Source organism: Lichenibacterium ramalinae, assembly GCF_004137085.1.
In the GTDB taxonomy this organism is placed as follows: Bacteria; Pseudomonadota; Alphaproteobacteria; order Rhizobiales; family Beijerinckiaceae; genus Lichenihabitans; species Lichenihabitans ramalinae.
Window position 1 is genome coordinate 50707 of sequence record NZ_QYBC01000003.1, and the last position, 12023, is coordinate 62729.

Annotated in this window: 11 protein-coding genes; 2 read left to right on the forward strand and 9 right to left on the reverse strand. The window is 67.2% G+C overall.

Annotation, left to right across the window (positions count from 1 at the left end; all coding sequences use genetic code 11):
- Window positions 1-4: 4 nt before the first annotated feature.
- Together D3272_RS04465 and D3272_RS04470 are read right to left on the reverse strand one after the other, a co-directional pair.
- Window positions 5-958, reverse strand: coding sequence for an ABC transporter permease (locus D3272_RS04465; RefSeq protein ID WP_129217952.1), 954 nt, complete (start codon window positions 956-958; stop codon window positions 5-7).
- A 19-nt stretch (window positions 959-977) separates the two neighbouring features.
- Window positions 978-2633, reverse strand: a complete 1656-nt coding sequence (locus D3272_RS04470; protein ID WP_129217953.1) for an ABC transporter substrate-binding protein — start codon at window positions 2631-2633, stop codon at window positions 978-980.
- Window positions 2634-2747: 114 nt separating this feature from the next.
- Here D3272_RS04470 and D3272_RS04475 point away from each other — a divergent pair, with 114 nt between their 5' ends.
- A complete protein-coding gene (locus D3272_RS04475; protein WP_129217954.1) occupies window positions 2748-3680 on the forward strand; it encodes a polysaccharide deacetylase family protein in 933 nt (310 codons plus the stop codon).
- 7 nt (window positions 3681-3687) lie between these two features.
- Here the strand turns inward: D3272_RS04475 and D3272_RS04480 are convergent, their stop codons facing one another.
- Window positions 3688-5172 (reverse strand): HAL/PAL/TAL family ammonia-lyase, encoded by a 1485-nt coding sequence (locus D3272_RS04480; protein ID WP_129217955.1) that lies wholly within the window; start codon window positions 5170-5172, stop codon window positions 3688-3690.
- A 226-nt stretch (window positions 5173-5398) separates the two neighbouring features.
- Between D3272_RS04480 and D3272_RS04485 the strand changes: the two genes are divergently transcribed.
- A complete protein-coding gene (locus D3272_RS04485) occupies window positions 5399-6169 on the forward strand; it encodes an SDR family NAD(P)-dependent oxidoreductase (protein WP_129217956.1) in 771 nt (256 codons plus the stop codon).
- A gap of 368 nt (window positions 6170-6537) precedes the next feature.
- On the opposite strand, the gene D3272_RS04490 is transcribed toward D3272_RS04485, so the two are convergent.
- From D3272_RS04490 to D3272_RS04515, 6 genes are all read right to left on the reverse strand, one after another.
- Complete coding sequence (locus D3272_RS04490; protein ID WP_129217957.1) at window positions 6538-7176, reverse strand: hypothetical protein; 639 nt, start codon at window positions 7174-7176, stop codon at window positions 6538-6540.
- Entirely contained in the window at window positions 7176-7937 is a 762-nt protein-coding gene (locus D3272_RS04495) for a hypothetical protein (protein ID WP_245496381.1), read from the reverse strand. Before D3272_RS04495 ends, D3272_RS04490 begins: the two co-directional genes overlap by 1 nt.
- The gene (locus D3272_RS04500) at window positions 7934-8404 is read right to left on the reverse strand and encodes a hypothetical protein (protein ID WP_129217958.1); all 471 of its coding nucleotides are present in this window, start codon (window positions 8402-8404) and stop codon (window positions 7934-7936) included. Before D3272_RS04500 ends, D3272_RS04495 begins: the two co-directional genes overlap by 4 nt.
- A 10-nt stretch (window positions 8405-8414) precedes the next feature.
- Window positions 8415-9965 carry a type IV secretory system conjugative DNA transfer family protein gene (locus D3272_RS04505; protein ID WP_245496382.1) on the reverse strand — a complete coding sequence of 517 codons (1551 nt, stop codon included), beginning with the start codon at window positions 9963-9965 and terminating at the stop codon, window positions 8415-8417.
- Between the two features lie 145 nt (window positions 9966-10110).
- Window positions 10111-10548 carry a hypothetical protein gene (locus D3272_RS04510; RefSeq protein ID WP_129217960.1) on the reverse strand — a complete coding sequence of 146 codons (438 nt, stop codon included), beginning with the start codon at window positions 10546-10548 and terminating at the stop codon, window positions 10111-10113.
- Window positions 10549-10788: 240 nt separating this feature from the next.
- Window positions 10789-11979 (reverse strand): helix-turn-helix transcriptional regulator, encoded by a 1191-nt coding sequence (locus D3272_RS04515; protein WP_165361215.1) that lies wholly within the window; start codon window positions 11977-11979, stop codon window positions 10789-10791.
- Window positions 11980-12023: the final 44 nt, after the last annotated feature.

Consider the following 12023-nt stretch of genomic DNA (forward strand, 5'->3'; position numbering starts at 1 on the left):
GCGCTCACGCCCGTCCTCCCGCCCGGATCCGCGGGTTGAGGGCCGCGAGGAGCATGTCGGCGGCCAGCGTCGACAAGACGTAGATGACCCCGACCGTCATGATGCCGGCCTCCAACATGGGGAAGTCGTGACCGCGCGCCGCAGTGTAGATGAGGCTGCCGATGCCCTGATAGTGGAACAGCGTCTCAATCACCACGAGGCCGCCCACGAGATAGCCGGTCTGCGACGCCACGACCGTGATGGTGGGCAGCAGCGCGTTGCGCAGCACGTGGCGCATCACGACGTCGCGCCGCGGCAGGCCCTTCAACACGGCGGTGCGGGCGTAGTCGCTGTCGAGCGCCTCGACCGTGCCGGCCCGGGCCATGCGGGCGATGTACCCGAAGACGATGAAGACGAGCGGGATGGCGGGCAGCACCAGATAATAGAGCTGCACGGCGGCACCCGCGCCCGGCGGGGGCGTGGCCGAGATGGGGAACAGCTTCAACCCGATGCCGAAGACCAGGATCAGCACGATGCCGGAGACGAATTCCGGCACCACCGTGGCCGACAGGCCGACCAGCACGATGGCCCTGTCGAGAAGCCGGCCGCGGTTCAGCGCCGCCACGATGCCGCCGAGGATCCCGAGCGGCACCACAAGCGTGAAGGCCACGCCGCCGAGCTTCAACGAGTTCCACAGCGCTGCTCCGACGAAGGGCGCGACGGGCGCCCGAAACGCGAAGGACTGGCTCATGTCGCCCCGCACGAAACGGCCGATCCATTCGCCGTACTGCACCAGCGCCGGGCGGTCGGCGCCGAGCTGGTGGTTCAGGGCCGCGACGGCGCGCGGATCCGCGAGCGGGCCCAGGACGGCGCGGCCGACGTCGCCCGGCAGCAGCTGCCCGCCCGCGAAGACGAGCAGGCTGAGGATGAACAACGTCACGGCGGCGTAGGGCAGGCGACGCAGCAGGAGCCCGAGCACGGCCGCGGCCCCGGCCGTCTCAGACGAAGCCCGCCCGGTCCAGGAACAGGCGGTTGGGGATCGGCGGGATGCCGGCGAGGCCCTTCCGGGTCGGCACGAGGTAGTCAAAGAAATATCCGAACAGCACCGGGGTCTCGTCGAGCAGCAGCGTCTCGATCTTGGCGGCGAGGTCGCGCTGGCCGCCGACGTCCGACGTCCGCCCGAACTGGTCCACGAGCGCGTCGTAGTCCTTGTTCTTGAAATGCGCGGCGTTCCAGGAGCCGTCGCTGAGCAGCGGCGCGCGCAGGAACACGTTGGGCACGCCGCGATGGCCGTAATCGGTGATCCCCATGGTGCTGTCGAGCCAATCGGACTGGCCGAAGACCGCCTTGCCGTAATAGGCGTCCTGCGACTCGATCTTGAGTTCGATGTCGATGCCGACCGCCCGGGCGAAGTTCTGCAGCAGCACCGCGTATTGCGGGATCTCGAGGTAGGTTTCGGTGGTGAGGTTGACCTTGAAGCCCTTGCCGACGCCCGCCGCCTCGAGGAGCTGCTTGGCCTCGGCGATGTCCTGCTTGCGCTGCGCGATAGTGGGGGCGGCCGAGGGATAGACGGTGGCGAAGGGCGTGTCGTTGCCGATCTCGCCGTATCCGCGCAGCAGGCCCGCCACGAGCTTCTGCCGATCCAGGGTCAGCGCCATGGCGCGGCGCACGCGCTTGTCGGCAAAGGGGCCCGCGTCGCAGCGCATGTGCACCTGCTGGTGCGCGGTGCTCTTCTCGCGGATGATTGTGACGTTGGGGTCGTTGAGCAGGGCCTGGCCGCCGATCACGGGCAGCTGGTCGATGAGATCGACCTGTCCGCCCTGCAGGGCCAGGATGCGCGGCTGTAGGGCGTCGAAATAGGTGAATTCCGTCCGGTCCGGCAGGGCCTTGTCGCCCCAATAGTCCGGGTTGCGCACGAAGCTCGCCCCGACCTTGGGGGTGAACTTGTCGAGCTTGAAGGGGCCGGTGCCGTCCCAGTTCTTCTCGTAGTCGCCCTTGTAGCTGGCCGGCAGGATGATGCAATTGTAGTTGTCGGACGAGACCACGTAGGGGAAGGCGCCGTACGGAGCGTCGAGGTGGAACTCCACAGTCAGGTCGTCGACCTTCCTGGCGTTGCCCTTGGACAGGATGCCCTTGAAGGCCGAAAGCGCGTTCGACGCGTTGGCGGGGTCGGCCAGGCGGTCGATCGTGGCGATCACGTCGTCGGCCTTCAGCGTGCCGCCGCTGATGAACTTGACGCCCGGCCGGAGCTTGAAGGTCCAGACGGACGAATCGTCGTTGTGGCTCCAGCTCGTCGCCAGGACGGGCTTGAGCGTGAGATCGGCTTGCGTGACGCAGAGGAACTCGCCGGCCTGGATCAACATGGTGAGGCCGCCGTCGTCCGCCACCGTGACGGGATCGACGGCGCCGGCCGGGGTCGCGATGGCGACCCGGATGGTGTCGCCCGGCTTGCCCTGCGCCATCGCCCGCCGCGGCGCCACGAGCCCGACGGCGCCGGCGAGCCCCCCAAGGGTTGAGAGCGACAGGCCCATGACGCTGCCGTGGCGCAGGAAGGACCGGCGGTCGAGGCGCCCGGCCAGGATCTCGTCAACGAGGTCGTTCTCGACCGCGCCGAGGCCGCGCCGGAGCGCATCGATGGACTTGAACTGCTTCATCGCCGATGAACCTTTGTCCTGACACGCGAGGTCGCCCGCTCAACAAATGAGCATCGGGCAGGCCGTAGCGTCAATGGTGCCGCCGCCGCGGTCGCATGCAGGAGTCCGGCCAATATGTTCGATACCGCCCATCCCTATCCGCGCGACCTCGTCGGCTACGGCGCCAATCCGCCCGATCCCGCCTGGCCGGGCGGTGCCCGTATCGCGGTCTCGCTGGTGCTGAACTACGAGGAAGGGGGCGAATACAGCGTGCTGCACGGCGACGCCCACTCGGAGAGTGCCCTGACCGACATGGACCGCCCGGCCGCCCTGCCGGGCGAGCGCAACCCGAATGTCGAGCAGAATTTCGAGTACGGCAGCCGCGTCGGCATCTGGTCGGTGATGCGCCTGCTGCAGGAGCGCGGGGTCGACGCCACCGTCTATGCGGTCGGCATGGCGCTCGAGCGCAATCCCGCCGTGGCGGCGGCTTTCCGCGAGTGGGGCGTGGAGGTCGCGTGCCACGGCCAGCGCTGGATCGACTATCAATTCGTGCCCGAGGCGGTGGAGCGCGCCGATATGGCGCGCTGCATCGACACGATCACGCGCCTCGTCGGCCGCCGACCGGTCGGCTGGTACACGGGCCGGCCCAGCCTCAACACGCGCCGGCTCGCCGTCGAGGCGGGCGGCTTCCTCTACGACAGCGACGCCTACAACGACGACCTGCCCTACTGGCTGCGCGTGTCGGGCCGGCCCCACCTCGTGCTGCCCTACAGTTTCGACAACAACGACAGCCGCATGAACCGCAGCCAGGGGCTCGAAACCGGAGAGGACTTCCTGCGCTACTGCCGCGACGCTTTCGATTGGCTGTATCGATCGGGCCTCGAGGGGCGCCCCCGGATGATGTCGATCGGGCTCCACGCCCGCATCGTCGGCCGACCGGGCCGGATCGGCGCGCTGGAGCGCCTGATCGACCACATGCAGGCCCACGAGGGCGTGTGGATCGCCTCCCGGGAGGCCATCGCGCGCCACTGGCTAGAGCGCTTCCCGGCGCCCGAGCCCCGGGGCTGACCGCGCCTCACGGCACGGAGGCGAGCCCGGCCCTGACGAGGTCCCGCCCGAGGGCGAGGTGGTCGGCCAGGGGGCGGTCGTCGCGGTAGGGCGCGGCGCGGGCGCGGACTTGCGCCAGGAGCACGGCGGTGCCGGGCGCCCAGTCCTGGCGGCCCGCGAGATCGTGGGCGTCGGCGCCCGCCAAAAGTTCGATGCCGAGGATCCGCTCGGCATTGTCCACGATGGCGAGCAGCTTGGTGGCGGCGGCGGTCGGATGGGCCAGCACGTCTTCCTGCAGGGCCGAGGTGATGCCGCCATCGAGGCTCGCCGGGGCGGCAAGCCGGCGGTTCTCGCCGACAAGGGCCGCAGCCGTGTACTGGGCGATCATGTAGCCGGAGCCGACGCCGGGATCGCCGCTCAAGAAGGGCGGCAGCCCGCTCACGGCCGGGTTCAGCATGCGGTCGAGCCGGCGCTCCGCCATGGCGGCCAGCTGCGCCACCGCGATAGCGAGCCCGTCGAGCGCCAGGGCGAGGGCGGGCGCCACCGCATGGGCCTCGGAGCGCACGACCGGTGCCTCCGGCGTGCCCGACACGATAGGGTTGTCGGTGACCGACGCGAGTTCCCGGTCCACCACGGCACCGGCCGCCGCCCAGGCGTCCCGGACCGCGCCGTGCAGCTGCGGTACGGCACGCAGGCTGAGCGCGTCCTGGATGCGGCCGTCCCGGTCGAGGGCGCCGCTGCCGGCGAGGCGCGCCCGGAGCGCCGCCCCGGCGGCCTGGAGGCCGGGCGAGCGCCGCACCGCCAGCACATCGGCGTCGAAGGCCGCGACGCCCGCCCCGAGCGCTTCGATCGTCAGCGCCGCCACGGCATTGGCGCCCTCGAGCAGGCGCTCGATCCGATGAAGCGCCAGGCAGGCGAGGCCGGTCGCGCAGGGGGTGCCATTGACGAGGCTGAGCCCCTCCTTGGCGACGAGGCTGAGCGGCCGCCGCCCGATGGCGGCCAGCGCGGCGGCGCCTTCGAGCTGGCGGCCGCCCACGCGGGCCCGGCCTTCGCCGATCAGCACGAGGCCGATATGGGCCATGTGGGTTAGGTAGCCGACCGAACCACGCGCCGGCACCTCGGGGCAGCAGGACGCCCCGAGCAGGGCCAGCAGCGCCTCTACGGTCTCGACCCGCAGGCCCGAACGGCCGTGGGCGTAGTTGTTGACCTGCACCGTCATGATGGCGCGCACGTCGGCTTCGGGCAGCGGCTCACCGACGCCCACGGCATGGCTCATCAGCAGGTTGCGCGACAGGCGCGCCTGCTGGTCGCGAGGGACCAGCGTATCGGAAAGGGCACCGACGCCGGTGTTGATCCCGTATGCGCGCGGCCCGTGTTCGGCGATGGCCGCGACGATCCGCTCGGCCGCCGCGATGGCGGCCCAGGCTCCCGCGGACAGGACGAGATCGGCGCCGTCCGCCACGGCCGCGACGCCGCGCCAGTCGAGCGGCTCGTCGCGCAGGATCTGCTTCACGGTTGTGTCCTCCCCGCCTTCGCGGCCCAGAACTGTAGCGACAGCTGGACCGAGTCGCCTGTGGCCGCAAGGGCCGATCGCGACCCAAACGGACACCAGAGTGACCTAACCTGATGTTCCATGTCTCTGGTTCTCGTCGGTCCCCTCAATAAATTTGGTCCGAAACCTGTCAGTCAGGACACCAAGCGTCGGCCCGTCCGCCGGCACCAGCCTCAGGGAGATATCCATGATCCTCGATCGGTTCAGGCTCGATGGGAAGGTCGCCGTGGTCACAGGAGCCGCGCGCGGCATAGGGCAAGCGATCGCGCGGGCGCTATGCGAGGCGGGCGCCGAGGTGATCCTGTCCGACATCGACCGGCTAGCAGTCCTGGCGGCGGCAAGGGAGCTTGAGGGAAGGGGATTCAAAGCCACTCCGATGACACTGGACGTGACCGATTCCCCGGCCGTCGAGGCTGCCGCGATCGAAACGGCCCGCCGTCATGGCCGGGTCGACATCCTGGTCAATAACGCCGGCATCGGCTCGCTCGGGGCCGCGATCGACATGGGCGACGACGACTGGCGCCGCATCCTCGACGTGAACACCAATGCCGTGTTCTGGTGCTCCCGCGCCTTTGGCCGTCACATGGTGGCGAGGCGTGCGGGGGCGATCGTCAACATCGGCTCCATGTCGGGCCAGATCGTCAACCGAGGCTTCGCGGCGGCTCACTACATGGTCAGCAAGGCGGGAGTTCACCAGGTGACCAAGGCCCTGGCTGTCGAGTGGGCCGAGGCTGGTGTCCGGGTCAACGCCGTCGCGCCGGGCTACACGGCGACAAGTCAGACCGAACTGCTGCGCAGCCGGCCCGACCTTCGCGACACCTGCCTCGCCACGACTCCCATGGGCCGCTTTGCCGACCCCGCCGAGATCGCTTCGGCGGTTCTGTTTTTGGCGAGCGACGCAGCGAGCTATTGCACGGGCACGATCCTGACCGTCGATGGCGGCCATACCTGTTGGTGAGCTTCGTCCAATCCGGGCTACTCTCCTGGCGAGCGTTCCGCGACTGTCCGTTTCTGCCTCACGACGCTCCGAAAGCGGCCGTTCCGCTATCCACCCGTATCTGCCATTCGTGCGGCCCCGCGGCGCTTCCGTTCGCCGTTAACTACGAGTTGTTTTCTATGAGCGCCTGACGCGCAGTTGGAGAGCAGCCGCCTTTGAGCTGTTGCGGGTTCGGATCCGGTTTTTGAGCCCCGTTTGAGGCTGATTTCGGACGTTCACCGGCACAGAGCACCTTCAGTGCGTGTGGTGTGATACCCCTTCCCTTGTGGCCTTCCGGTGGTCCTGTGGTGGCCCCTTGTGGCCGCCGGTGGCTTCCATCGCAGGAGGCACTACCATCCTGTCGGAGGCCCCGCGGCAGGAGGGGTGGCGAGCCCTCCCGGGGCTTCATGCACGTAGCCCGTGGCGATTCGGGCCTCGGCATAGGCGGCCCCGGGTGCCCAGCGACGAAGGACATCGCCGCTGCCATCCCGGCGCACGAGGGCATAGGACCTGCCCGCCTCGAGCCGATCGAAGGCGACCTGGCCGTCCTTCAGCGCGAAGGGGACCGACCAGTCCTGCCTCGCATTGCTGACCACCATGCCGAGGGGCGTGTTGGCGCGCGCCACCAGGATGCCGGTGACGAGCACGACGACCATGAACCCGGCCGAAGCCAGGGCGGCGATCCGGTAGGGGAGCCGCGAGCGGATCAGCGCCCAGCGACTGGCGGTGCCGCCCGGGATGACGCGACGCGGCGGTTCCTTGCCCGCCAGACTGCCGAGGAGACGGCGCCGGTCGGCTTGGGTCAGGGCAAGATCTCCATCCGACAGGGCCTCGAAGCGCGCCTCGGCGCCGCCGGCGAGCAGCCGGTCTGCCAGCTTGCGGCTTTCCTCCGCGGTCGTTCGGCTGGCCGCGCGTGCAGCAGCGGCAGCGGCGACGGCCGCTTCGGCCCGGCGTTGTTCCGAGGTCGGTGGTTTGGGGGACTGGGCCATCAGGCGCCCCGCTCCAGCCACTCGGCCATCGGCGCAACCGCCTGCATGGCCTGGGCGCGGAAGGCGGTCAGGTCCTGGATCATCCGGCCGGCCGCCGCGAAGCCGAACTTCTCGGACAGGTTATCCTCGGCCGCGCCGAGCCGCTCGGCGATGAAGCGCAGCCCACCCGTCTGCAACAAGCCGTTGGCCTGAGGGTCGAGCGTGAGGCGGGGCAGGCGGCTGAGGACAACATCCTTGCCGAGCGCCTTCAGGATCTTGGTGTCGACGGCACCTTCGACTTGGTTCTCGACCGCGAAGAGTGGCTTGGCGAAGGGGCGGGCCAGGTCGAGCACGACAGGGGCGCTCGCCGCCGCGCCCGGCTCGGCGGTGATCACGGTCAGCATGGCGAACTCGACCCCGATCCGACCGTAGCGTGCGGCCCGGGAGGCTATTTCGGGCAGAAAGGATCGCGAAGCGTTGGCGCCGATGTCGACGATCAGCGGCTCGGGACCTGGAGCGTCCGGAGCGACCTTACGGGCGATCAGGTCGAGCACGGCATCGTATTCGCTGCGGGCCGCGGCGCCCGAGGTGCGATCGATCTCGCTCCTGTCGGCGCGGACGGGGAAGAAGTGGACCCGGTCATCGAGTTCGACGAGCCGCGCCTCGTCCTCGAGCTCGATGATCCGTGCCGCCACGACCGACTCGGCCAGGGCCCGCACCACTAGGCTCTTGCCTGATCCCCCCTTGTCCTGGCCGACCAGGAGCACGCGTCGCATCGTCATGATTCTTTCCCGTCCAACATGTCATAGAAGCCGTCGAGGCGTTCGCGTCGCATCTGTTCAGCAGTGCGATGTTGCGGTGTCGGCGTGGTGGGCTCGGCCGGCGGATGGCCGGACGGTCGTAGTGGTTGGGGCGCCGGGCTCGACCGTGCCGAAGGCGCCGGCACGAGGTCGCCGCGCGAAATGCGCCGGGCCATGGCCTTCTGCCGTTTGGCGTCCTGCCGCCGGATGGAGTCGATCAGCGCGGTGAGGCGCCGGCCCGAGATGGGACCGCCATCGCGTCGTCTCACGCCCTGCGCGGCGAGCGCCGCCGCGATATCGGTCCAGGTGATGCCCTCGGCCCTGAGGCGCTCGATCTCCGCCAGATGCGCGCGCACGAGGGCCATGGCGCCGCTCGACCTCGCGTCCTTGTTGCGCGATCCGCCGAGCGCGGCGGCATCACGTCGGAGACGCTCCACGTCCACCGGCACGCTGCCCCTCTCAGCGTGCTCGTCCGACGGGCGCCACGGCCGCGACGAGCGGCCGGATGCGGTGGTCGGTATGGGCGACGGTCTTGCGCAGGCGGAGGGGATGGCGCGTCTCAAGCGAGCGGTTGGGAAACACCAACAGCTCGTCGACCGGCATGGTCACCAGGGCGTCCTGGCTCATCAGCGGGGCGGGCTGGGGCCCGCTGCTCGTCGTGGACGATCCTTGGCCGGCGGTCGGCCGGCTGAAGCTGTCGATCAGGGCGGTGTAGTTGCCGAGGGCGCGTGACCAGCGGTCGCTTTCGGCGGGGTCGACGGCCGACAGGTCGGACAGGGTGACGACCTCGGCGGTGTTGACCAGTGTCGCGGCGCCGGCCTCGCCGTAGAGCGACACGATCTGCGAACGGTCCTGCCAGAAGGTCCACAGGCTGGCGCCGTAGCCGGGAAGCTCGGCGGCTGAGGTGAGGATCTCGTCGAAACGGCCCAGAGCGGCGGCCTCGTCGATGAACAGGATGACCCGCTCCTTCGGCCGGTTCCGTCGGATCGAGGTGAAGAGATCGGAGAGAAGCCAGCGCAACAGGGGGGCCAGGATGCGTTTGTGCTCGGGCGGGATGGCGATGAAGATGTCGACCTCGTTCCTGGACAGCTCGGCGAGGTCGAAGCTGCTGTCACCGACGAGGTGGCGCATGCGGGGGTCGGCCAGCCATTGGAAAGCTTGGAGGGCTGTCGAGCGGATCGGATCCCGCGTGCGCGGGTCGGCCTCCAGGATCTCCAGGGCGGCGAGTGCGGCCGGCTGCGCCCCCGCGGCCTTCAGCTGCTCGATGAAGTCGTCCGCGTCCGACAGCAGGCGGTGGATCTCGGGGGCCGTGCGGCGGTCGAGACGCAGAGACACGAGGATGGCGCCGACGATGAGGTCCACGGCACGGTTGCGGAAGTAGGCGGATGCCTTGTCGCCGGAGCCGCTCTCGGGCAGCAGCGCCAGGGCGGTCTTCTGCATGTAGAGGATGTCCTGAACCTGCAGCGTCGCGAGCGGGTTCCAGGTATCCTGTCCGCCGACGAGGTCGAGCGGGTCGAGGCAGACCACGCGACGGCCCATGCGCTCGCGGCGCGCCTGGGTGGCGCGGTAGACCTCGCCCTTGGAGTCCAGCACCACGGCCGGCCCGGCCCAGGCGCCCGGCTCGGGATAGGACAGATTGGGGATGAGCAGACCGGAGGTCTTGCCGGTCCGGGGCGGCGCGATGGTGACGAGCGTGCCCTCAGCGGCGATGCGCACCGCGCGGCCGCTTGCCGGATCGATGCCGAGTTCGAGACCGCGGGTCATGGTTACGCATTCGGCAGCGGTGGCGAACCGCGCCGCGCCGAAGGTGCCCGCGACATCCCGCTTGGCCATCGGCGGCTTCGGGGTGAAGCGAAGCAGGATGGCCAAGGCGAGCGGCGAGAAAGCGAGCAGCGGACCGAGGGACCAGCCTCCGTTGGCGAAGGCTTTCGACTGCCCGGTAGCGACGTCCCAGTAGGCTTCGGCGACTTGGCCGAGGTTGGGATGGGTCGTGAAATCGCCGAACCACACATTCGGCGACAGGGCCTCGGAAGGCCAAAACGAAATCGCCAAACCATGTTGAACGCACAAAGCTAAAGGGTATATCAGGACGATCGACGCCGCGGCGAGTAACATGAGACGCATTTTTTCGGTCCTGACATACCACGAAATAGAGCTACAATGGCCGTCCCGGCCTGTTGATCCATTCAGTTTCAATCAATTCTCGTGAAGCACCTAGGTGGTGTTCAATATTCTGCGCTGACTCGATACTCGTGGCGTGGACTGGTAGAATTCGAGCTCCCATGCGATAGAAAGCATCGAGACGGTGCCTTCCATTGATAAAACCTATTTCTATTTTGAATTTTGGTGGAAGAAACGGTATTTTTCTTTTAATATTATCCGTATTCACGGCAATGGTCGGCAGCACGTATTGTAAGTTTCCTGTACGCAATCCCCTTTCATATTCGTCGTTTTCAGCCCTAATTTGTTTGTATGAGTCTTGCTCACGCCAGATCTGGTGGAGTCTAACCAGATCGACTATGGCAACTGGAGCTACGTCGTCTATCGGTTGCAGCGTGATCTGGCTACCATTCATTCGGACGATGTACACCAAGGCAGCGTTATCCTTTTTTTTGATCCTGACCTCTGCATGTCGAAGCAGATCTGCAGAACTTCGACCGACTATGTTTGTCGATCAATACCCTGCCAGGACGTTGTGATACATGGAACTCGGCGCCAACCGGTGGCGTAGATTGCTTATCCACGAAAGCTGGGCTACTGCCCCTAACCCAATTGGGTTATTTCCATAATTTATAATATATTATATCTAATTAATTATAAAACAATAAATAAATCACAACATTGAAAAGCGACGCACCAATGCGATCAGTTCATTTTGGCTATGAACACCGAGCTTCCCAAAGGAGCCCTTGAGGTGAATACGCGCAGTCTCATAGCTGATACCCAATGTCTCGGAGACTTGTCTAGGCGTATACCCACTGGCGACGAGACGAGCTACCTCGGTCTCGCGGCGCGTCAAGCCGGTCGTAGCGACGAGAAGATCGATGCTACCTTCGTCAATGTGCGTCGGCCGCATGATGTCGAGTACAACGACCAAGGCACTCGTGGCGCGGAACACATCGAGCGCTTGGCCAAGCACTGGCAAAACCAGGAGCCGCAGAGACCTCGCATCGTCCGTGATGAGCGTGACCAGGCTCGGCCTTCGCTGCCAGAGAGCAGTGGTCAGGGCTCCGTCGACTTTTCTCTGGCAACCCGGAACCGAGACTGCCAGACGCCTGTCCCTCAGCGTCACATCGGGGGCCAGGACCGTGAGGGCATCCGGGGAATGGCGGTGAACGGTGCCGTCGTAAGCGACGTAGAGGACGGGATCACCCCTCCCCAGGAACGGAGATGCGCGGCGATCGGCTTCGAGTTGCAACCTCGCTCGCGACGCCATTGCAGCGGCTCGAATGTAGGGCAGGAATGCCTTGAAGGTGTGGAGGTCGCCGGGGTTGAAGCCTCCACTTCCCGGGGGCCTGAACAGCATGAGGTTGACGGTGTCGTTTCCGGTCCCGTCGAGGTAGGCCGACGCCTGATACGCCAATCCTCTGGGCCGGATGAAATCCATGTAGAAGGCATCCCGCTCACGGGGTTCGCGAAAAACATCCATCTGGTCGCACAGAAACCCGTCGTGCGGGGCAGGGATCATCCTCGTCGCTTCCGTCAACGGTGGCGTTCTGCCGGCCGCGATGGCCTCGAACGTCTCCGTCATATCGCTCGATGGAACGCCGAAGAGGCGGGGCGGCATGATGCACGATAGGGTGCCGCCAAGGCAGTTCAGTCTGGGTAGGGCTGTATCCAGCGCATCGACCCAGCGTCCACCGCTCGTGATTGATCCCAGAAGCTCACGTCCTGCGGCCTCCAGAACGCTCTCGGAGGAGGAGTACCCGCGGCGCACGCTCGTTGACCCAATTGGGGCAGCCGTCACCGTTCCGCATGACTCCGTGGAGCCCATGCCTAGCAGTTCATCGACGTCCTGGTTCATGGCATGCGCGTCCTGGCCTGACATCCACGATGGATCATCGCAGG

Bases quoted from the DNA above. Each gene is read 5' to 3' on its own strand.
- D3272_RS04470 (WP_129217953.1), bottom strand. From the start codon at position 2,633: ATGAAGCAGTTCAAGTCCATCGATGCGCTCCGGCGCGGCCTCGGCGCG.
- D3272_RS04475 (WP_129217954.1), top strand. From the start codon at position 2,748: ATGTTCGATACCGCCCATCCCTATCCGCGCGACCTCGTCGGCTACGGC.
- D3272_RS04485 (WP_129217956.1), top strand. From the start codon at position 5,399: ATGATCCTCGATCGGTTCAGGCTCGATGGGAAGGTCGCCGTGGTCACA.
- D3272_RS04490 (WP_129217957.1), bottom strand. From the start codon at position 7,176: ATGGCCCAGTCCCCCAAACCACCGACCTCGGAACAACGCCGGGCCGAA.
- D3272_RS04495 (WP_245496381.1), bottom strand. From the start codon at position 7,937: ATGACGATGCGACGCGTGCTCCTGGTCGGCCAGGACAAGGGGGGATCA.
- D3272_RS04515 (WP_165361215.1), bottom strand. From the start codon at position 11,979: ATGAACCAGGACGTCGATGAACTGCTAGGCATGGGCTCCACGGAGTCA.